Source organism: Psychrobacter sp. 1Y11 (assembly GCF_052259045.1).
GTDB lineage: Bacteria > Pseudomonadota > Gammaproteobacteria > Pseudomonadales > Moraxellaceae > Psychrobacter.
The window spans coordinates 68,955-91,070 of record NZ_JBQQER010000003.1; the positions used below are offsets into that span (position 1 = coordinate 68,955).

Consider the following 22,116-nt stretch of genomic DNA (forward strand, 5'->3'; position numbering starts at 1 on the left):
AAGCTGACCTAACTGTTTAGATCAGCCTCTATCATATCAGTTAGCCTGCTGTTATCTATCTGGATTTAACGTGATAATGCGTGAGCTTGCTCAATAATGTCAAATCCGGCGTTAATTTGCGCCCGCGTTGGCGCGTGACCCCGGCGCAATAATTCGCTAAAAGCAATCAGCTCTTTATCACGGCCTAAGGAGCTTGCTGCACTAGCGCGAGTATTCTCACCTTCGTCATCAAAATAGTACTCGATATAATCTAAATCGTCTGGAGAGCCAAACAAGATACCTTTATCTGGGGTCGCCGCATGACCGCTATAGCGCAGACTTTTACCATATTGCGCCGTCCAAAAGAAAGGAATACGCTCTTCCAAGCTACTGACTTTATCATCATTTAAGATAGCGCCTGCGGTAACGATACCGTGCTGCAAAGCCACGCGCCAATGCTCAATACGCATACGCCCCATCTGATTGCTGGCTTTGGCAATATCGCCTAGCGCGTAAACCCCATCACGCAGTTGTAACTCATTATCCACTTGCACGCCATCAGGATCATTAACCTCTTCAAGCAAGTCGGTTCGCGGCGCTACCCCTGTACCCAAAATAACCACGTCAGCTTTTATCTTACTGCCATCAGTTAAAGTAACGCCGGTGACTTTATTAGTCCCATTTTCGCCATTAATATCAGCAACGTTCGCGCCAAAGGCAAAGCTTACGCCATTGTCTTCATGCATTTTTATTAGCGTATTACTGACGCTTTCGGAAACGATATTACTCATCACCCGAGGACTGCGACCAACGACGGTAATAGAAGCGGCCTCGCCTGCCTGCGATAGCGCCGCTGCGGCTTCCATACCGATAAAGCCGGTACCGACAATGACTACATGCTTATCTTGACTGGCCTGTTTGATAGCTTTGGCATCACTCATGCTCCGTAGCGTAAACACGCCTTTAAGATCCGCGCCCTTAAAAGGCGGTATCTTAGGTTCTGCGCCGGTAGCGACTACCAAAAAGTCAGCGCTCTGCTTTTCATCATCGCCATTATTATTTTTGATAATGATGGCATTCTCGTTCGGCAAGACTTCGCTGACCCTTTGATTAAGGCGCAATTCGATATTGTTTCTATCTGCCCAATTTGAGCCTCCTAAGATAAGTTTACCTTCGTCCATTTGCCCTGCTAGAAATGCTTTGGACAACAAAGGGCGATTATAAGGGGCTGTGTTATCAGCACTGATTAGCGTAATTTTACCGCCATAACCTGTGTGACGCAGCTGATTGGCAGTCATAAACCCAGCACCGCCGCCACCGACGATGATAGTATGCGTTTCGCTAAGCTTATCGTTATCTGCTCGCTCGTTGAGATTGTTAGCAGTATCAACGATCAAATTATCGCCTTCTATTATAACGTTATAGCGAGTCAAACCTTTCATAGCGACTGGCTCTATCAGTGAGCCATCAGTGCTATCAAAGGTGCCGTGATGCCAAGGACATATTACACGATTGCCGCAGCGTAAGCCTTCGCCCAAGTCTGCGCCTGCGTGAGTACATTTACCATCAAAAGCGTTAAAGGTGTCGCCATCGCGAGTGATTAAAATGATACTATCGTCGTCTTGTTTAAACGACTTCATACCGCCATCTTTGATACCCTCTGTGCTAATAGTGATCTGGTTATTGTTAGTCATAAGTTATCCTTAACGTTTGCTCGTTCATTATTGTATGTTGATAGTAGTTGAATCTATAGGGACTCACTTTAAAACCGTTAAAGTGCTACTGGTACAAATTTTCTTTGCTTGCTGTGCGCTTCGCACTCCTCGATGCTGCACAAAATTTATCCCAGTAGCACGACCATATAAGCCTATCGATTTTATTTCGAATTGACCATACTTAGCTGATTGTGAAGCTATGCTTTTATAATAACGCAAATAAATAAGTATCATTAAAATAGCCTTATATTCAATAGTAGCAAGACCACTTAGCCTGCGCTGTTTTTTTGTATATCTAGCGCGTTGCAAATCGTAAATTTTCAGCAGTTATCTTAAAACCTGATGGTTTAAGAGTTAACAATTTATGCTACTTTACTTATTTATTAAATCAAAACGCCTTATTCACTTCTTTATCACTTATCAAATGACTATTTTATGACTTTTATAGATAACCCAAATTTTGATCCTGCGACTACCAACTTTGCGGCGATAACGAATACTGAAAATTTACCGCAGCCGATAACGCCGCCCATCGAGCAGGCTCTTTATAAAGCTAAGCCTGAAGACTTTGTAGTTAATGAGCGGTTAGAGGTAGACTTTACCGATGAAGGCGAGCATTTATGGCTACATATAGAAAAATCAGGGGTGAATACCGCCTACCTTGCCAAACTGTTATCCGAATGGGCAGAGATTCCCTTGCGTGATGTTGGCTATTCGGGACTTAAAGATCGTCAAGCTTTAACCAAGCAATGGTTTAGTCTGCGACTTCCTAAAAAGCATAAACCCGCTAGCGACTTTGCCCCTGTAGATATAAAAGAGCATGAAATGGTCAATATCCTCGCTGGGCATTGGCATAATAAAAAACTGAACCGCGGTACGCATAACGCCAATCAATTTATCATTACTTTACGAGAGGTTACTCTGCGAGAATTAGAGTTTGCTGATAGCTCAACGCTTGTAGATAATCAAGCACTCGTTGAGCAGCATCTAATGAGTATTAGCGATACAGGCGTGCCTAATTATTTTGGTCCGCAGCGTTTTGGCTTTGGCGGTAATAATATTCGCGAGGCGCTAACTCTATTTGCCAGACCCATGCAAAACACCCCATCTGCAAAGAAAAAAAGCAAACGTAAACCAAGAGAACAAAACGCGATGGAGCTATCAGCAGCGCGAAGCCTGATATTTAATGAGATATTAGCGGCTAGAGTACGAGATGGTAGTTGGAATACCGGGGTAAATGGCGAAGTGTTTAACTTAGATGGCTCAGGCTCGGTATTTGCCAGCGAGCACCTTGATGAAACCCTACAAGCGCGAGTGGCTAGCGGTGATATTCATCCGACAGCAGTAATGTGGGGTGTGAGCAATGATAAAGTAACAGGCGATGCCGCTGACATAGAAAACACAATAGTACAGCAAGATGATTTATTGGCTGAATTGGCAACAGGACTTGAGCAGCGCAAGATAAAAGCGCAAAGACGAGCGCTGCGACTACCGGTTAAGGATTTGAGTTGGCAATGGATAGATGAGCAAAGCGCTGAACAAACGCTAGTTTTGAGCTTTACCCTGACGACAGGGAGTTTTGCCACTAGCGTATTAGCAAGCTTGGTTGAGCATCTAAAAGTACGATAGCTTATAAACGTTTAAATGCCTATTGCTTGCTACAAAGATAAAGATTGCGACTTTATATTTCTACTACTAGTAAGTCGTTAGCACTGACTACCTCATTACGCCCTCTATCTTTGGCTTCGTATAGTGCTTTGTCAGCGCTACTGATCAAGTATTGGCAAATATCTTTGGGTAGCTGCTGCTGAATGTCAGATAAGGCATTAGCAGAGCCGCTTACGTTATTTTGGCTAAATGCTGGTAGTCGCGGGCGCGTTTGCTTCGCTTGCGAGCTGAGTACTGCTTTTTGTTTTAAGACATGCTCTTCTTTTATCACCGCTAGCTCATCAGCCGTTAAGGTATAAACCCCTAAGCTCGCAGTCACTTTGACGCTAGCTTTTTCCTCGGTTTGGATGATGTGTTCAGCGATGCTTTCTCGCAACTGCTCAGCGATGCTTAGAGTCTCGGCATGCGCTGTATTAGGGAGAAAAATCAAGAACTCCTCACCGCCATAACGACTGATGATAGCGTCAGTCGCCGCTAGTGAAGCGATTAAAACTTCAGCCACTTCGCGTAACACCTGATCGCCTACCTGATGTCCATAGCTGTCATTGACTTCTTTAAAAAGATCTAAATCTAATAAAATCACACTATAATCTTGCGTATTTGTCGCTTCTGCTAAGCTCTGCTGCATTTGCGTCAAGCCATAACGGCGGTTATCTAAAGTAGTTAGCTCATCTTTATGAGCATGCTCCAAAATCTCTTTTCTACTCTCATCCAAGATATATAACAGCTTACGAAAAATATAGACGGTAAAAAGCGCTTTGGGGAGCGCCAAATAGACATGAGTTGCGCGCCAAAAAAAAGTCGATGAACGCTGTAGCTCACTAATATCGTCCCAACCTAAAGTTTCTTTCGTAAAAATAAAAGCGGCAATAGCGTTTTCAATAGTCATAATCTCGTTATAAGTAAGATAACTATAAATATCGATAAGCGGAGAGATGACAGGCATTTGCCGCAAATTAGGCAAACTAATTCCAAAGTAAGGAGAGATAATGGCCAATAGTACTAAAAATATCTGCAATAAAAATATGCGCCAAACATAACGACGCTTTATGAGCATCATCCCCAAAATAGCACCGCCAATCAGCGATACGCCAGCGACTAAACTACTGTAGCCGACCATGACGATGATAGAAGTGATATAAACCGTGTAGAGTAGCACCAGTATAAGCTGCCAGCGCAGTAATCGTTTATAGTTACTTTTTATGCGCGCCAAATAGCCAATCATCCACCATAACAGCACCCCAGTGACCGTAACGCCTAGCCAAAGCGGATAAAACAACTGCATATCGACATAAGGTTCAACGGTATCTCGGCAAAACCATACCACTAAAAACCATAACCAATGTAGAGCAACTTCTATAAAGATAAATAAGGCCAGTAGCGAGGTACGATCCGCTACTTGCCATTCAAATATAATCTGAGAGAGCTTCTTATAGCCTAATTGATATATCGAAATAGCCATGGATACGCAGCCGCAGGCAGGTTGGTATAAATAAATCGAGTTTTTTATTGATATTATCGAATGTAACGCCCTGATTCAATCATAAAACGCTTAATAGCGTAAAAATTCAGCAGACCTACGTTTAGGGTTTATTGAACATTCGACCCTAGCACTTATAAACCCTTAATAGCTTTGAAGAGTTCGCTAGTACTAGCGAGATAATGAGTCAAAGGATTGCCAAATCCCTTGCTGCTCCTCATGCAAAGTAGGCACATCACCAAGGCGTCGCCAAGGCATATTACTACCATGAAAGTCGCTACCTATAGAGGTGGCTAGCTGATGCCCAGCGATAGTGCGATCGACCATTCTTCGTGTGCTGATAGGCTCACTATTCGCCGGCAACTCACAAGCATCGCCGCCAAGCTCGGCAAACTCAGCAATAAGCTTACGCACTCGCGTAGCTGAAAGCTGATAGCGGGTAGGATGCGCGAGTACTGCTTTACCGCCGCAAGCATGAATAAGCTCGATACCGCGTGCCATGCTCAGTGCCTCAATAGCGACATAAGCAGGTTTGTTATCTGCTAGATATTTGTCAAATGCCTTCTGTACCGTTTTGACCTCGCCGCGCTCAAACAACACTTGCCCAATATGCGCGCGCCCCACTGCTTGCGGATTGTCGCCCGCTTTGGCTAGGACGTCTTGCCACAGCGCCTCATAATCGATATCCAAAAGCTCACTGAGTTTTTCGACGATCCGCTGACCACGCGTAGCACGGCTGTCTTGTAATTGTTGCAAGGTGGCATGCATCTGCGCGCGATCAGCAAAATCAAGCCCCACCACATGAATGATCTTGTTGGTGGATTTGTTTTTGCCATAACCACCCGTTAGCGTGTGCTCACAGCTGATCTCAACGCCGTTAATCAGCTGCATACCACAAGCAGTAGCCGCTGCTCTCGCTTCATCAATACCCAACAGCGTGTCGTGATCGGTCAAAGCCAATACCTCAACACCAGCGCTATGAGCACGCTGCACGACCTCAGTAGGCGCATAAGTGCCATCAGAGCAAGTACTATGACAATGTAAATCTATTTTCATAAAGTTGGCCTTAATGGTATTAAAAAATGCTATTAAAAACCTTCATTTAACAGCGATAAGGGTTGAGGCGAATTGAGCAACCCAATCTTCAGTTCCTATGCTATGTTTTTTATACAGAATGACTATAATGGTTACTTATATAGGTGATTGCCGCCCTGATTGCTTTTTTTTAGCACAGTAGACGTGTAAACTACACTTTACTTTTTGTTGGACATCTCATTTGCTATGAAAGCCTTACTAGACTTTATTCCCTTAATTGCCTTCTTTATTGTCGCCAGACAAAATGGTATTTTGGCAGCGGCGGGCGCTTTGCTTATCGCTACGGTGCTGGTTTATGCCATCCACTTTATTCGCCAAAAAGGCAAATTCGATAAGCAGCAGTGGGTGGTTTTATTATTGACTATCGTCTTTTGTGGCGGCACTCTGCTACTACGTGACGATATCTACTTGCGTTGGAAGTCTCCTATTATTAATGGCATCTTCGCCTTAACTTTGTTTATCAGTGCTGCTATCAATAAACCCTTGATGCAAATGGCGATGAAAGAGGTCTTCACTCTGACAATGAGCGGCTGGAAAAAGCTGACTGTCGCTTGGGCTTTATTTTTTGTATTAATGGGAGTGCTTCATTATATCACGGCATTTACCATGTCTGATGAGGCTTGGATTAATTTTAAAACCTACGGCTGGATACCTATTATGCTGGTATTTATTATCGCGCAATTCGCGGTATTAAAAAACCATATCAATCCTGCCTTAACGGATCAAAAATCTAAATAGTGCTGGTTAAATTACAATAAAAATCGCCCTGACCTAAATGCCGATTTTGATAATGATTAGTCGTTATTATTGTTTATTCTTACTTATTTTCGAGGAAGTTCGATGCCCTTATTTGTAATTATTGGTCACGATGTAGCAAATAGCAGCGCCCAGCGTAAGATCACGCGGCCAGAACACGTCGAGCGCCTGCAAGCCTTGGATCGCGATAAGCGTTTGATTATCGCTGGTCCCACGCCTATCGAGCACGGTCTTGAGCCGATGTCCGGCAGTGTTATTATCGCTGATTTTGAGTCTTTGGAAGCAGCGCAAGCTTGGGTCGACGCTGAGCCGTATCTACGCGATGGCGTTTATAGCCATGTTGATGTCAGACCTTTTATTCACACCCTACCTAGTGATAAGGTCTCATCGTGAGTCAAACGTCCTTAGCGCCAGCTTATGCCATTAAGTGCGCCTTGCTCGGTCTACTGGCTATATCCTTACTTCTCAGCGCTGCTAGTGTGCAAGCTGCATCCGCCGTACCTTCTACAGAACCGGCAACAGCCCAAACCGGAACAGCGCCAACTGAGGCTACAACGACATCGACGGTGCGCCCAGCTGCTACTCTAGATGCCGATGGTAAGCCGACGCTAGCTGCCGAGTTACAGCCAACAGATAAAGCACTCTCAGCCGCTAACCAACAGCTACTCAGCCGTAATGCGCAATTGCAACGCCAAGTCAATGACTTGCAGACGCAGGCCAATGTCTTAGTTTATGAGAGCAAAGGTCAGCTGTTTTTATACGGCGCCTTTACGGTTTTGATTAGTTTATTGGTCGGTATTTTTATTTCTTGGCTGGTGTTCGTACGCCGAGAGCGCTGGTAGCTCTGATAATTTTGATAGCTTTGATAACTTTGAGCGTCCCTATCTCTTGCTGACCCTGCTATGCTATTTGATGAATTAAGCTGATATCGATTGTTATATCAGCTATCTCCTCTTTTATCCCTCTCAGTTATTGAGCTTTGTATGTCTACTCCTCCTTTTAGCCACAGCGATTATGCAAACGTCATTACTCCTGCCAATATAACATGGCAGACGGATGATAGCGGTAACCGAGTGCCGATATCTGGCGAGTTTGGCGATGTATATTTTTCCCATGCCGATGGCTTAGCAGAGTCGCGTTATGTCTTTATTGAGGGCAATCAGCTTGCTGAGCGCTTGGCAAATCTTAGAGCTAATCAGTGCTTTACCATTGCAGAATTAGGTTTTGGTACCGGTCTTAATTTGCTAGCCGTTTGGCAATTATGGCAGCAACTGCGAAGTACTCATACTAACCTAGCAACGGCGCGGCTGCAATTTATCACCACCGAAAAACACCCTATTCTACTCGAAGATTTACGGCAGATATTGGGCTTATGGAGCGTGCGCGCACCTGAGCTAGCGCAAAACATTGAGCGCTTTTTATCTATATACCCTAGCCTTATCGAAGGCTGTCATCGTCTGCATTTTGAGGAAGATAATCTCACAGTCGATATTTGGCTTGGTGAGGCCCAGACTAGTTTAGCCAAACTAGCGACGGATATTAGAGATACTGAAACTGACAGCCACAACCCGCAAGTGGATGCTTGGTTTTTAGACGGTTTCGCTCCTTCTTGCAATGAATCGCTGTGGGCAGCGACTATCTTTGCGCAATTGCAGCGTCTGTCAACGGTTGGCACTACCGCAGCGACTTATAGCTGTGCCGGGGTGGTCAAACGTGGCTTACAGGAGCATGGCTTTACTATAAAAAAAGTCAAAGGCTTTGGGCGTAAGCGTGAGATGTTGACTGCGAGAGTCAGTGAGGATCTCCCTGCAAGTCCTACTCAGGATAAGACCTCGCAAAACTCTACATTTAGTCTAGACAATAACCACTATCTTGTTATCGGTGCTGGGGTTGCGGGACTAATGATGGCTTGGTCGCTGGCCAATCGCGGTATTGAGGTTACTCTACTTGATAAAGTCGCACCATTAGCAGGCGCATCAGGTAATCCCCGCGCCCTACTCGCGCCGAAGATGACGCCACTCCATCATGTCGATGAACACCTGCATACGATCGGTTATCTCTACAGTAGTCGCCTCTATCATCAGCTTAACGAGCAAGCAAAAAAGCAGGGTTTTACGCCTATTATCGAGCCAACAGCGGCGCTTGATTTATTATTGAAGGCCAATATCGATAGCCGTCAAATTGCCGACTATCCTGATGATTTAGCGACGACCTTACCGGCTAGCGAGGCAAAGGTATTATCAGGATTAACGGCGCAAGACTTGACCGAAAACCTGTATTTACCGCAATCAGGGCTAGTCAATCCGCAAGCTTTAAAAGACGTTATTCTGAGTCATCCGCTGATTAGTTTTCAGACATTGGCAGTGACTAAGATTGATGAGCAAAAAGACTATATCAGCGTTAGCGGTCATGATAACAAAGAACAAAGTGCCAACAAGATAACGCTGCAAGCAGATAATGTAGTGATTTGCGCCGCGTTTGAGAGCCATTATTTAGACGAGCGTATCTTTGATTGTCGCAAGATACGCGGGCAACTGTCTTGGTTTACGCCAACTCCTAAGCAGCTTGCAAGCCTGCCGAAACTACCACTTAAATATGGCGGTTATTGCTCCCTTTTTACTCCAAAAGCTGGCGATAGTACTTTAAACCCTGTGCTAGAACATCAGCCGCAGTTTTTATTGGGCGCAAGCTTTGTGCGTAATGATATCGATACTAGTATACGGATAGACGAGCATGAGGTCAGCCGTGATAAATTAATCAAAGCTATTCCTGAGCTTGAGCCCATTATTCCGAGCGATACGCAGTCTTGGCAAGCACGCGCAGGCGTACGCACGCAGACACCAGACTATCATCCTATAGTTGGACAACCTGCAGGCAGTAAGCGCATATGGGTCATGAGTGCGATGGGCGCGAAAGGCTATGCCTTTGCACCGCTTTGCGCGCAAGCTTTGGCTGATATCATGCTAGGAGCATTTGCGCCTTTATCGAGCGAGATGCTTAGTAAGTTATCGCCGAATCGTGCTCGCCTGCAGACGCCACTAACTTCATAGCGAGACCATCTGATGCCTTATCAACAAACCATGGTGACCCTACCCGCTTACGCTCGCGGTATTCATATCATTACGCCGCAGATTAACCAAGCTATCGATCAGCTTATCTCTAGTGAAGCAAAAATAGGCTTAGTGCATTTATTTTTGCAGCATACTTCAGCTAGTCTTGCTATTAACGAAAACGCCGACCCTGATGTGCGCTGGGATACCGAGGATTGGCTCAATAAGATAGCGCCCGCCGATCAACCTCAGTATCGTCATACGCTTGAGGGCTCTGATGATTTGCCCGCGCACTTTAAAAGTATGATGCTTGGCGTGAGCTTGACCATACCGCTAGTGAATGGATCATTAGGGCTAGGCACTTGGCAAGGGATTTATTTGTGTGAGCATAGGGATTATGGAGGCTCGCGCCGAGTCGTTATTACGGTCAGCAGTTGAGTTTATACAAAGAAAAATGGCTAGATAAATAAATGGTTAGCTCAATGATAGCGTGTTTAAATTTAAGTAATCTTTTACGAGTTACAGCGTTTCTATTATTAATAATAAGATATCAACTATGAAAAATTCATCTACGATTCAAGCTAAAACTCGCCTGCTACCTATTATGGGTTTAGGTATAGCAAGCTTCACATTGATAGCTTGTCAACAAGAGCCGGAAACTGACACTGTAGTGGTAGAAGAATCAGCAGCACCTGTAACCACTCCTGATACAGAAACCGTCGTCAATAATGAAACAAATCAACAAACTGAGGCTACAACTATAGAAGATACGCCAAGCGAGCGCGATGTTGAGCTTAAGTCACTTGAGAATAATCTTGGTGCAGCAGGAGTAACTCCTAATGCTGAAACAACGACCCCTAATCCTGAGCAGGCGATAAAGGGTACGCAGATTACGGATGTAGAGTATCGAAGTGCGTCAGGTGAGAGCTTATCCGTAGTTTTTGAGACTTCAGCGACAGGCGTGCTAAATGCTATCGTCACTTTGCCTAATAAGCCCAGAATGACGTTAAGTGCGCCTGAAGGCCAAGGCAATAACCCAACTTATCGCTCTAAGGACGGTAGTATAGAGCTGGTCAGCCATGGCGGTGGTAGTAGTATAGATGTGCTGCAGAATGGTAAAACCACGAGTTATGAAGCGACTAGCGCTGAGGCGGAAGTGGTGACTCAGCCTTAGGGCATAGCGCTAATTAAATAACAAACACTAAGTCTAAGCAATATTCAGCTTACTAAAACAGACCAATTAACCATTTAATCACTGTCCAAAGTCCTAACACTACAAAAACGATAATAATGAGCCCTAAAATATCAGGAATATGCAGATAGAGCCAAGCAACAATAGAATTACGCCAAAAGCCACTTTGCCGCTGCTTATCCTCTAGGCTTTGATGTAGAAACGGCCGATCCATATGGGTGGTCTCAGTAATGCCGTACTCGTCTTGCAAATGCTGATGCACGATAGTCAAAGTCTTGCGACTCGGGCGAATAAAGATATCGAGTAAAGTGCCGATGCCCGGCACTATGCCGACTACCATGTCGACCAAGGCTAGTTGCACCGCTGGGGTCATTTTATTGGCAGGAACGCCTAATTGTCGACCCAAAATAAACGCATAGCTGGTCAATATCAGCCCCGCTATATCGCCTGCTAGCGGAATGGTTGACAGCGCCGCATCCGCGCCTAGACCTTGCTTAGTGAAAGGTATGCGCACCACAGAATCCATAGTGTTAGCGAACTTGGCGAGTTTGCGCTCAGTGGCAATGACTTGCTCGCGGGTTAACCCGTGCTCGGCAAGGTTTATCTCATAAGCCGTTTGTACCTCATTCGCTGCAGGGTTTTTGGTCGAGTAGCGCTTTAGTGACTCAGATAATTTACCCATTAAAGGTCGTCCATAGACAAGAGATAGCAGTTAAGGCAAAGACGTAACGCCCGACCCAGATATTGGCCAAAAAAGCTTGAAAGCAAGGTATCGGCTGACGGCTAGCGCAAGCACTGTTTTGCTTAGCGAACATCATCGCCACTAACGCCAAACCAAAGATAGGAATAATATTCAAGCTCGTTGGCGCAAAATAATGCCAGAATACCACGCCCATTATTAATAAAAAGAGCACTTGCAGGATAGAGATGATCACGATATCGAACCGGCCAAAGAGTATCGCAGTGGATTTGACCCCTATCTTTAGATCGTCTTCGCGATCCGCCATCGCGTACTGGGTGTCATAAGCAACCGTCCAACACATATAAGCGATAAACAGTAACCAACACCAAATATCAGGCGCGCCTTGCACCGCGACATAAGCCATCGGTATCGCCCAACCAAAAGCCGCGGCCAAAAACACTTGCGGCAAATGGGTAAAGCGCTTCATAAAGGGGTAAATAAAGGCCAGAACGATCGCACCAAGTGACCAATAAAATACTTGAATCGGTAAGAAGAATAACAAACAAGCGCTAAGGACAACTAATACTAAAAACGCTGCTATCGCCTCACGACCAGAAAGCCGACCATCGGCAAGTGGACGACCTTTTGTACGCGTCACATGACCATCCACTTTACGATCAGCAAAATCATTAATCGCGCAGCCTGCCGCCCGCATCAAAATAGCCCCAAGCGCAAAGATAATGAACACGCGCAAACTTGGCAGACCGGCAACTGCGCCTTGCTGCTGAGCCTGACCCATCGCCGCTAGCATCACGCCCCAAAGCGTCGGCCATAGCAAGAGCTCAATACCGACCGGCTTATCAAAGCGCGTTAATTGCATATAAGCGTGCAGCTTGTCTTTTAGGCTTAACTCTAAGGGCGTACTACTCATAACTTTGATGCTCTTTATAGGTTCTCATACAGACTATTAGCTTCGATTAATGACAACTCAGGATACTGCTTACGCAATGCCTTGATTGCTGCAACTTTATTGTCTTGGACGTTTTGCTGACGTAGATAAGTCATATATTCTTGCGGACTGCGCAGCTTTTTAAGCTCACCTTCTAAACGCAAAATACGAGTGCGCAAAAATATATTTATCAATAATAATGCGGCTCCTACCGCCCAAACTATGATAGTTAACATCGCTCTCCCCTAAGCTGACTGCTACTAAAGATCAATATAAATATAATAACTCATATCCCACTAAACGAAATAACCATCAAAGCGGACGGCTGCATTATGCCAACTCTCATCGGGGTTTTGCTGAGCCAAAAATGGTGCTTGCTGCGGACGCTTGACGATAACCCGTCCTCGTTCTTCTTGATTATCGGCCACCACGGCCTGCGCATTTTTTAGTAGAGCCATCTCTTCATCTAAAGTCGGCGGACGAGCGAGGTGATGCAGCGCTTGCATCTGCTTGCCTACCTTTGCGCCTTTGCCGGTGCTACTATCTTGGTAGCTGTCCTCAGGAAACATCGGATCCAAATAAACGACATTAATTCCTGCTGCTTGACCAGTAGTGCCATTCTGCAATTGTGCAAAATAACTTAGCGCGTCAGTATTGATAATAGTCAACCGTGCCATCAGCTTTTGCCAATTGGGCTGCGCACTCATGCGCTGCTGCTCACTCAATAATAACAGTGCCATCAGCGGCTCTTGCTCTAGCATCATCACTTGTGCGCCCGTGCTCGCTAGTATCAAGCTATCATGACCAAAACCTGCGGTTGCATCTAGCACTTGGCTGTCTGCGCTAATTTTTGCGGCTTTTAGGATTAACTCCGACTTGCGCCCTGCGCTCACTACGCGCCGCTGTAATTTATCCCACTCAGGCGCTACGCTGAGAGCCGCGCTTAATAAGGATAGTTTGTTTTTATTATCCAGTAACAAAGCGGCTTTATCGCCCTCATTGTTTAATTCGGCTAGCCGCTGTTTTATTTTGCCTTCCATGAACTCTAAATCGAGAGTTATCGGTAGTTTATTGTCAGCGATTAAGGTCCGTAAGCGCTCAATAGCTGACAGCTGCGAGCCATCAACATAAAGTAGTTTTATCGCTTTATCCTGCAAACTGATACCCAAACACCCAAGCCGCTAGCAATACCACGACGCCTGTGACAATGCGTAGCCAAGCAAAAATAGTAAAGTCGCGGCGGCTGACCCATGCCACAAGCCAGCGAATACAAAGTAGCGCTACAATAAAAGATACGACCGTGCCTATCGCTAATACCAGCCAATCCTCACTGCTAGTCAACACCTCATGATGCTTAAGCAAATCAAGCAAGCCTGCACCAACGATCACTGGGATACCCAAAAAGAAAGAAAACTCAGCCGAGGCTTTACGCGAGACGCCAAGCCAAAGCGCGCCGATAATAGTTGCGCCCGAGCGTGAAGTGCCCGGTATCAGAGCTAAACATTGAAACAAACCTATCATAAGCGCGGTCTTAAAACTGACGTCCTCCGCCTCTTTTGCGACGATAGTTTTGGGACGCTTTTCGACATAAAAGATGAGCAAACCACCGATAATCAGCATAATGGCGACGACGATAGGATTAAACAGATACGCCTTGATCTGATCGGCAAAAGTAAAGCCGACGATCATCACCGGAATGGTGGCGATAATCAGACTGAGTCCGAGCTGACGCGGATTTGCCATTGTCTCTGATTGACCGGTTATCAGCCCTATAAGCGCTTGCCAGAGTCTGCCCCAATAGTCGTAGATGACTGCAAGGATAGCGCCTAGCTGCACAACGACGACGAAAAGATCGACTTTTTCTTTAGTCCAAAAACTCATGATATCAGCGGATAGAATCAGATAGCCGGTGCTAGAGATGGGTAAAAACTCAGTGATACCTTCAACGATACCCATGATGACAGCTTGAAGTAATAAAATGATATCCACGTACGCTTTCCTAACCACAGACTTAGTGTCTGCTTGATGTGATGATATAGTCAATTAAAAATAAAACTGACATAAATTGAAAGGCGTTACTGGTATAAATTTTCCTTGCGTGCTGCTGACACAGAGGCTGCACAAAATTCATCCCAATAGCGCTACAACATTTTTATATTGAATCTTTTATATTAAATATTGTTTTTGTTTAAAAAAGGCAAATAGATAACCGTTAAGACCCTTAAGCTTTGCCTTGCTCTTTTAAAGTCTTCCAAGCTTGATTACGCAGATACTTTGGCAAGGCACCAGCCGCTTCGGTGCCGCCATTCGCCATAAATTGGACGATACCCATTTGCCCAATGATCGACGCATCTGGCCAAACGTCCTCGTGAGTGACTTGATCCGCATGCAAGGTTAGCAGTCTTGATCCATTGCCTACTATTGGTAAATCATTCTCAGTTTGACGCTCATAATCCATTAAGCGCTCTGTACTGTTTTCTTCATTTACACCAGTGTCAATGCTATTGAATACGGGCTGCATCACGGGATTATCACTGTCGTTATCTGCTAGCACATACTCACCAAAGTACACTTGCTGCATACGTGCATCAAGAGCGCTGTAAACGTGCGTTAAGCCGTATTGCTTATATGCAGTCTGTGCGATAGCTTGCAGGCTCGATACGCCAACACACGGTAAATCATGCGCGACCGATAACGCTTGTACCACGGCCGTATTGATACGAATACCGCTAAAAGCGCCTGGTCCGCGATTGAATATCAAAGCTTGTATATCGCTAAGCTGCGAGTCGCTAGCTTGTAAGGCCGCTTCTATCATCGGTAGTATCTGCCGCGTTTGCTCACGTTTGCCTTTTTCGGTTTGGTTAAAGACAACTTTACCTTCGCCATCCAATATGGCGACCGAACATTGATCAAACACGGTATCCATAGCTAAAAACATGATAACCTCGGCTTCTCTTAAAGACTTAGATTTTTCGCTGGCAAATTAGCAGCTATAAAACAGCACTTATAATAACACAAAGCCTCAAAGCTAAAGCTAGCTTTGAGGCTTTGAGGCTTTGAGGCTTTGTTATGCATCATTATAACGTTTATTAAAAGCGCTTTTTAAAGCCTTTTGGCATTTGGTTTTGCATCTCTTGCATCTGCTTTTGCATGTCTTCCGCGCTTGGCATATTATTGGGATCCAGTCCCATCTGCTTAGCCATCTCGGCTTGGTTGACATTTTTCATGCCGCCTGCGCCTTGCCCTTTAGAATTGCTACCACCGCCGAATAACGGGCCACCGCCACCAGATGCGCCGCCACCGCCCATCAAACCTTGCATGGACTTCATCATTTTGCCGATACCTTCAGGCTTAGAGATCATTTTCATCATCTTAGCCATCTGCTTATGCTGCTTAAGCAGACGATTGACGTCTTGAATCTCACGGCCTGAGCCTGCAGCAATACGGCGCTTACGACTGGGGTTAATCTTACTGGGGTTTTTACGCTCAAACGGCGTCATCGAATTGATTAGCGCCTCCATTTCCCGCACTTTTTCTTCAGGCTTAGCATCTTCGACGGCTTTTTGCATATCAGAGCCGCCCATACCTGGCATTTTATCTAAAAACCCTGCCATGCCGCCCATGCTCTTCATTTGCTGAAACTGAGTGAGTAGATCTTCAAGGTCGAAGTCGCCACCCTTTTGCATCTTTTTCGCCATTTTTTCGGCTTTATCACGGTCAATCTTTTGCTCGACTTCCTCGACCAGACTCAGTACGTCGCCCATGCCAAGAATACGTTGGGCAATACGCTCAGGATGGAAAGCCTCAAGCGCGTCTAACTGCTCACCGCGGCCCAAGAACTTGATAGGCTTGCCAGTGATAGCGCGTACCGATAAGGCTGCACCGCCGCGCGCGTCACCATCGGTTTTGGTGAGGATGACACCAGTCAATGGTAGCGCATCATTAAAGGCTTTGGCCGTATTGGCCGCATCTTGCCCGGTCATCGCATCAACGACGAACAGCGTCTCAGACGGATTGACCGCTGCAGTCAGCGCCTTAATCTCACTCATCATCGCCTCATCGATCGCTAGACGACCGGCGGTATCGATGATTAAGATATCTTGATATTGGATCTTTGCCTCTTCGATAGCACGCTTGGCAATATCAATCGGATCTTCTTCAACCGTAGAATTGACAAACTTAGCATTCACTTGACCGGCCACTTGCTCAAGCTGCTTAATCGCTGCCGGACGATAAACGTCGGCTGAGACCAGCATGACTTTTTTCTTTTGCCGCTCTTGTAGATATTTGGCCAGCTTACCGGCGGTAGTGGTTTTACCCGCGCCTTGTAGACCGGCGAGCAAGTAAACTACCGGCGGTTTGCCCGTCATCTCTAGTTGCTGATTGGCGCTGCCCATCATCTCCGTCAGCTCGTCATGGACGATCTTTACAAAGGCTTGTCCTGGCGCTAGCTCTTTGAGCACTTCAGCACCTAGTGCTTGCTCTTTGATGCGTTTAACGAAATCGCGGGTCACTGGCAGCGCCACATCGGCCTCTAATAGCGCCATGCGCACTTCGCGCAGCGTGTCTTTAATATTATCTTCGGTGAGCTGTCCAGTACCAGCGATATTGCGCAAACTCGACGATAAGCGTTCGGTTAAGGTATCAAACATAAGTATTTCTCGTATTTCAGTGAATGTTTTATCGTTTTCTGTGTTCTGTGTTCTGTGTTCTGTGTTCTGTGTTCTGTGTTCTGTGATTTATAACAGGCAAATTATTACTAAATAGGGTTTGGGCTTTATAGGCTAGCTTTGTGCATCAGCCTTAAGGAGCAATGGTTAGTTCAGCTCAACCTAAAAACCATACAGCAAGGCTAGAATGAAGGTTTTGAGGCTTATTGCAAAAAGAATAAATGAGATGATTCTCAACTAGGGACCATTTTATGATAAATTGAACGATTATTCTAATCATATCATTTTAGCAGTCACTTGCGCGCCGCTAAGTCATAATAGCGATAGTGCTGCGCTCCTGCTACTTCATGAGGCATGCCTGTGTTACTTGCGTTTGTGATTGCCAGTACGGCTTATATTGCGGTCAGCCTGTATATCGGTTGGGCGCTGACGACGAATAGAGTTATCCATAAAACCGTTAGCTTGAGCCTTTTGCTGCTAGGCATGTTGGCTCACGCGGCGCTGTTATATCCATATATTGTCACCCTTTATGGTTTAAATTTTAATCTATTTAACGTTCTTAGTCTAACCAGTCTATTTTTCTTATTTTTTTATGTGCTGTTTTCATTATACCGCCCTATCATCAGTTTAGGAATTTTGGCAGCGCCAACGGCCTTACTGGGTATGACAGCAGGCTATATCGGTCGCGCACCTTATCAGCCTTTGACTGATGTCAGTCTGGGCCTTGAGGCGCACATTATCCTCTCATTCGCCGCTTACTGTGTGCTACTGATGGCCGCGGTACAAGCGCTATTTTTACGTCTGCAGATTCGTGAGCTTAAGCACAAAACCATCCACCGCTTTTGGGTCAATAAACTGCCCTCTTTACAAAGTATGGAAGGGCTATTATTCGACATGATCTTAGTCGGCTTTGTGCTGCTTAGCGTGGCGCTAGGTATTGGCTTTATCTATGTCGAAGATCTCATGGCGCAGCACATCGCACACAAGACCGTATTTAGTATCTTATCATGGCTGCTGTTCGGGTTTTTATTAATAGGGAATTGGCGCGGTAGTTTGCGAGGTAAACGAGCTGCCAACATCACCATCTACGCCTTTATTCTTTTAGCGGTTGGCTTTATTGGCAGTAAGTTTGTCTTGGAGCTGGTGATTTGAGTGATCATCAGCTTTTATGAAACTGTGTGAGCAACACCTTAAATAATTCTCAAAACTCAGTTTACTCAATTAAACACCACTGTCTTATTACCGGCGACTATGACTCGATTTTGTACATGCCAATTCACCGCGCGCGCTAATACATTACGCTCGATATCGCGGCCAATAGCTCGCAGCTCAGGTACACCTTGTCTATGGGTGACGCGGTGCACATCTTGCTCAATGATAGGACCTTGGTCCAGCTCTGCTGTCACATAATGAGCCGTCGCTCCAATTAACTTCACGCCCTTCTCATAGGCCTGCCGATACGGATCTGCGCCCACAAATGCCGGTAAGAATGAATGATGAATATTGATAATTTGCATCGGCCAACGCTTGACGAAGTCTGATGACAATATCTGCATATAACGCGCCAGCACTAACAAGTCATTATCTACCATCAGCTTATCGATCTGCGCTTCTGCTGCTTCTTTAGTATCTTTGGTCACTGGCACATAATGAAAAGGAATCCCGAAGTTCTCTACCGCCTGCCGCAAGTCCTCGTGATTACTGACCACCATAGTAATAGCACAGTCTAATAAACCACGCTGATGCCGCCATAATAAATCCAGCAGGGCATGGTCAAACTTCGAGACTAAGATACCGACTTTGGTCTTAACGGCATTGTTATGGAGTCGCCAAGTCATATTATAGCGCTTGGCAACGGTATGAACAAAGCTGGCCTCAAAGTTATCAATGATAGTGCTCAGTTCCGCTAAAGCAAACTCTAAACGCATAAAGTACTGCCCGCCTTCATGCGCGGTTGAATATTGATCAAGAGTAATAATATTACCGCCATAGCGATGGATAAACTCTGAGACTGCTTGCACGATGCCAGCTTGATCGCGGCATTTTATGAGTAGGGTGGCGGTGTCGGTGATTATTGAGGAGGTTGTAGAAAGTGTATTTGAGGTTTTAGTATTCAACATAGTGCGCCTAATTTAAAGGAAAAAAAGCTATCTGCCATTAAGCCTTAACGCTTAAAACAAAAGTTTAATAAAAGCATCAGAAATCGACTAGTTTAATCGCTTTTGCAAAACTTTGCTGATTGAGTTGCTAGTATTTGATTATTAATATTATGAATGTAAAAACCCCCAACATAGAGTTGAGGGTTTTGCATTTTATAATATTTGCTAAAGAGGGCTTACAATAGGATAGGTTAATCTAGTGACATTACCGTTTGGCGTAGTTGCTATTATTGTAAATTCATCGCCTGCTGAGCAGTCTTTTAGTTTGAAAGTAGAAATAGTTCCCAAATTATCGCCAGGCGTACCAGTAAACACATTAGCGGGAACCTCTCTTAAACCAGAAGATAACTCTGCTGAACATGACCCTTCTTCGCTATCTACTTGAATATCAGCAACAGCTAATGGTGTACTTCTTTCCAATTCTTCGAATACATACACTCCATCACCGTTTGTATCTGTAGCTGAATATTGCTCATCATCGACAGTGAACTGTAATGTACCACCGGGTGTTCCTCCGGTAAATGTAATTTTATAAACATTTGGACGACCAGCGTTATCTACCCTAACTTCAACTGAGCTTGAATCCGTATTGTCAGTCGCAGTTGCGCTTATTGTAGTACCAGAAGGCATAGGATTTAAATCATAGAAGCCGTCACTGTTAATTCTAAAACGAATAAGACTGTTGTTTGAATAGATATTCTGTGTTTGTGTGTTGAGCTGAGGCGCGACTATTGTAAACTTAGCATCTTTATTAGCGAGTAAAGTAATACCTTGATAACGTACCACAGCATCTAATCCATTATTGCAGGTATCATCCTTATTTGGAGAGACAAACTCACCAATATAGTTTGCTTTATATTGCAACTTTTTCAATTCAGATAAAGATGGGAATTTGAGTTTGATATATCGATCAAGGTTGTTTTCACATGATCCGTTTGCACTCGTTGTCAACGGATAAGTAAATTCACCTACCTCATAATCACCATTTTCGTTATCGTCACGGAAAGTGTCACCGATATTATGAACTAACACATCACAAGTAGTAGCACTTGGTGTCTCATATATTTTTACACCGTTCTCTTCTCTCACAACTTCACATTGATCGAAGGCATTATTTTGATTTAAATCAATATAATCTTTTTCACCTTCAGCTACCGCCAATATGCTAACTCGACCATCACCGGGACGCGGATTTTGAGTAGAGAAAGTAACCGAACATACTCCATTAATAGTTGGACAGCTTGAAGTTACTTTACCTCCTTCAGCCGTAAAGTTAATGACTGTGCCATCAGGTACGGCATTACCATTACGGTCAACCATACGCGCTGTGATACCACTAGTATCGCCATCCATCGACCAATCTAAAACGTTCTTTTCCCATGACAAGCTAAGACCTGTTTGAGTCACTCTAGAGCTTGCGATAGAGATATTCTTTGATAGGCCATTGATACGAGAATCACTCGCTAATGTCGCTTCAATCTCTACAGGACCAGGCGTGCTTCCTGGATATATTTCAACAGAAACTTTACCCTCGTTATCCGTTCTAGCACGAAAATCAGCTCTGTTATCCAATGTACCAAACGATAATCCTAACGGAGCTTTCTCCAGTGATAGTATGACCTCAGCATTAGGAACAGGAACATTATTTGCGTAAACTGTAAACTCTACAGCCCCTGTTCTTGAAGAACCACTATTTTGGATGCCAAGAGTTAGCTCATTAGAGGTATAGACAATCGAATTCGCTTGGGACGCCTCAATCATAATATTGCTAGACTGTGTTGAATTACCGGTGGTTGCGGATATACGAACCATATCACTACATAGGGTATTATCTTCATTGATACCCCTATAAGTAAACTCAACAGCACCGTTAGAATCTGAGGTCACCTGTTCTGGTAGCTGTCCACAGTCCGCTGCTAGATCAACCATAACTCCACTTAATGCATTTCCAGCTGTATCACTAACATTAAACGTAACCTTGGTTTCTCCACCAGACTCTAAGCTTGTTTTGTCAAAACTTAACTGGCTTATTCTAACTGCGGTAGTTTGCACTGAGAAAGTAAAGTTATCTATTGCCGTATTATTATCATTGCTAGCATTTGCGGTAATAGTATAAGCACCTGAAACATCAGGAGCATTAGGCTTTAAAAATATGCGAGCTCTACCATCAGTATCCGTCAAAGTGGAGCCTGAGGTGGTTTGCGATAAGGCAATACCATCAGCGTCGATTGAAAAACTAACTTTAACATTCGCAAGGGGCTGATTATTGTTGTTAGTCACTATCACTTCGTAGTATGCGCCTTGCAAATCAATAGAGTTTACTGACTCGCCATCTGCATTGACTAACTGACTGCTAATGATATTTAGAGCTTCTATAGGTACAGTCGGATTACCACCGTTATTACCGCCACCCGTACCAGGCTGCGTCACCCCAGTATCAGGCTCAGGCGCAATCGTATCACCACCACCATCGCCGCCACCGCAGCCTGCCAAAGATAACGCGAGACTCAGCGCTGTAAACTTAAATAATTTAGAGCTAAGGGGTAGTGAGCTATAGAACATATTTAAAACTCCGCACAAGCGACAATGTATCTGCAAAAGCAAACAGAAAGAATGAGATAACCTATGGTCTATAGGCAAAATAAACTAAGAATGCAATAATATACTACATATTAATAGTTTGTATTGATTTTATCACAGTAACTTTACTGAATTTTATCG

The 22,116-nt window shown here is 44.7% G+C and carries 20 protein-coding genes; 8 read left to right on the forward strand and 12 right to left on the reverse strand.

Features of this window, described 5'->3' with window-relative positions; translation table 11 throughout:
* Window positions 1-65 precede the first annotated feature (65 nt).
* Window positions 66-1,673, reverse strand: coding sequence for an FAD-dependent oxidoreductase (locus ACTXGJ_RS03390; protein WP_443565129.1), 1,608 nt, complete (start codon window positions 1,671-1,673; stop codon window positions 66-68).
* Window positions 1,674-2,129: 456 nt separating this feature from the next.
* On the opposite strand from ACTXGJ_RS03390, the gene truD reads away from it, so the two are divergent.
* Window positions 2,130-3,323, forward strand: a complete 1,194-nt coding sequence (gene truD, locus ACTXGJ_RS03395; RefSeq protein WP_443565130.1) for a tRNA pseudouridine(13) synthase TruD — start codon at window positions 2,130-2,132, stop codon at window positions 3,321-3,323.
* 52 nt (window positions 3,324-3,375) lie between these two features.
* On the opposite strand, the gene ACTXGJ_RS03400 is transcribed toward truD, so the two are convergent.
* Entirely contained in the window at window positions 3,376-4,824 is a 1,449-nt protein-coding gene (locus ACTXGJ_RS03400) for a GGDEF domain-containing protein (protein ID WP_443565131.1), read from the reverse strand.
* Window positions 4,825-5,013: 189 nt separating this feature from the next.
* Window positions 5,014-5,898 (reverse strand): PHP domain-containing protein, encoded by an 885-nt coding sequence (locus ACTXGJ_RS03405; RefSeq protein WP_439241501.1) that lies wholly within the window; start codon window positions 5,896-5,898, stop codon window positions 5,014-5,016.
* Between the two features lie 225 nt (window positions 5,899-6,123).
* Here ACTXGJ_RS03405 and ispZ point away from each other — a divergent pair, with 225 nt between their 5' ends.
* The 6 genes from ispZ to ACTXGJ_RS03435 all read left to right on the forward strand — a co-directional run bounded on the left by ispZ (window position 6,124) and on the right by ACTXGJ_RS03435 (window position 10,917).
* Window positions 6,124-6,675, forward strand: a complete 552-nt coding sequence (gene ispZ, locus ACTXGJ_RS03410) for a septation protein IspZ (RefSeq protein WP_443565132.1) — start codon at window positions 6,124-6,126, stop codon at window positions 6,673-6,675.
* A 102-nt stretch (window positions 6,676-6,777) separates the two neighbouring features.
* Window positions 6,778-7,086, forward strand: a complete 309-nt coding sequence (locus ACTXGJ_RS03415) for a YciI family protein (protein ID WP_443565133.1) — start codon at window positions 6,778-6,780, stop codon at window positions 7,084-7,086.
* The gene (locus ACTXGJ_RS03420) at window positions 7,083-7,535 is read left to right on the forward strand and encodes a hypothetical protein (protein WP_443565134.1); all 453 of its coding nucleotides are present in this window, start codon (window positions 7,083-7,085) and stop codon (window positions 7,533-7,535) included. Before ACTXGJ_RS03415 ends, ACTXGJ_RS03420 begins: the two co-directional genes overlap by 4 nt.
* Window positions 7,536-7,676: 141 nt before the next feature.
* Window positions 7,677-9,743, forward strand: coding sequence for a tRNA (5-methylaminomethyl-2-thiouridine)(34)-methyltransferase MnmD (gene mnmD, locus ACTXGJ_RS03425; protein ID WP_443565135.1), 2,067 nt, complete (start codon window positions 7,677-7,679; stop codon window positions 9,741-9,743).
* 12 nt (window positions 9,744-9,755) lie between these two features.
* Window positions 9,756-10,181 carry a secondary thiamine-phosphate synthase enzyme YjbQ gene (locus tag ACTXGJ_RS03430; RefSeq protein WP_443565136.1) on the forward strand — a complete coding sequence of 142 codons (426 nt, stop codon included), beginning with the start codon at window positions 9,756-9,758 and terminating at the stop codon, window positions 10,179-10,181.
* Between the two features lie 118 nt (window positions 10,182-10,299).
* On the forward strand, window positions 10,300-10,917 hold the full coding sequence (locus ACTXGJ_RS03435) for a hypothetical protein (RefSeq protein ID WP_443565137.1): 618 nt from the start codon (window positions 10,300-10,302) through the stop codon (window positions 10,915-10,917).
* Window positions 10,918-10,969: 52 nt separating this feature from the next.
* Here the strand turns inward: ACTXGJ_RS03435 and ACTXGJ_RS03440 are convergent, their stop codons facing one another.
* From ACTXGJ_RS03440 to ffh, 7 genes are all read right to left on the reverse strand, one after another.
* Window positions 10,970-11,617 carry a DUF4112 domain-containing protein gene (locus ACTXGJ_RS03440; protein ID WP_439241515.1) on the reverse strand — a complete coding sequence of 216 codons (648 nt, stop codon included), beginning with the start codon at window positions 11,615-11,617 and terminating at the stop codon, window positions 10,970-10,972.
* A complete protein-coding gene (ubiA, locus tag ACTXGJ_RS03445) occupies window positions 11,610-12,548 on the reverse strand; it encodes a 4-hydroxybenzoate octaprenyltransferase (protein ID WP_439241517.1) in 939 nt (312 codons plus the stop codon). The genes ACTXGJ_RS03440 and ubiA overlap by 8 nt, the downstream gene beginning before the upstream one ends.
* Window positions 12,549-12,562: 14 nt before the next feature.
* Window positions 12,563-12,802 (reverse strand): hypothetical protein, encoded by a 240-nt coding sequence (locus ACTXGJ_RS03450; RefSeq protein WP_201609707.1) that lies wholly within the window; start codon window positions 12,800-12,802, stop codon window positions 12,563-12,565.
* A gap of 60 nt (window positions 12,803-12,862) precedes the next feature.
* Complete coding sequence (locus ACTXGJ_RS03455) at window positions 12,863-13,735, reverse strand: class I SAM-dependent methyltransferase (protein WP_439241519.1); 873 nt, start codon at window positions 13,733-13,735, stop codon at window positions 12,863-12,865.
* Window positions 13,713-14,555: an undecaprenyl-diphosphate phosphatase gene (locus tag ACTXGJ_RS03460; protein WP_443565138.1), complete on the reverse strand. Its 843-nt coding sequence runs from the start codon at window positions 14,553-14,555 to the stop codon at window positions 13,713-13,715. Before ACTXGJ_RS03460 ends, ACTXGJ_RS03455 begins: the two co-directional genes overlap by 23 nt.
* A 232-nt stretch (window positions 14,556-14,787) precedes the next feature.
* Entirely contained in the window at window positions 14,788-15,504 is a 717-nt protein-coding gene (gene tsaB, locus ACTXGJ_RS03465; protein WP_443565139.1) for a tRNA (adenosine(37)-N6)-threonylcarbamoyltransferase complex dimerization subunit type 1 TsaB, read from the reverse strand.
* 151 nt (window positions 15,505-15,655) lie between these two features.
* The gene (gene ffh, locus ACTXGJ_RS03470) at window positions 15,656-17,218 is read right to left on the reverse strand and encodes a signal recognition particle protein (protein ID WP_443565140.1); all 1,563 of its coding nucleotides are present in this window, start codon (window positions 17,216-17,218) and stop codon (window positions 15,656-15,658) included.
* Between the two features lie 378 nt (window positions 17,219-17,596).
* On the opposite strand from ffh, the gene ACTXGJ_RS03475 reads away from it, so the two are divergent.
* Complete coding sequence (locus ACTXGJ_RS03475) at window positions 17,597-18,388, forward strand: cytochrome C assembly family protein (protein ID WP_443565239.1); 792 nt, start codon at window positions 17,597-17,599, stop codon at window positions 18,386-18,388.
* A gap of 65 nt (window positions 18,389-18,453) precedes the next feature.
* On the opposite strand, the gene purU is transcribed toward ACTXGJ_RS03475, so the two are convergent.
* Both purU and ACTXGJ_RS03485 read right to left on the reverse strand, forming a co-directional pair.
* On the reverse strand, window positions 18,454-19,356 hold the full coding sequence (purU, locus tag ACTXGJ_RS03480; RefSeq protein ID WP_443565141.1) for a formyltetrahydrofolate deformylase: 903 nt from the start codon (window positions 19,354-19,356) through the stop codon (window positions 18,454-18,456).
* A 204-nt stretch (window positions 19,357-19,560) separates the two neighbouring features.
* A complete protein-coding gene (locus ACTXGJ_RS03485; RefSeq protein ID WP_443565142.1) occupies window positions 19,561-21,888 on the reverse strand; it encodes an Ig-like domain-containing protein in 2,328 nt (775 codons plus the stop codon).
* Window positions 21,889-22,116: the final 228 nt, after the last annotated feature.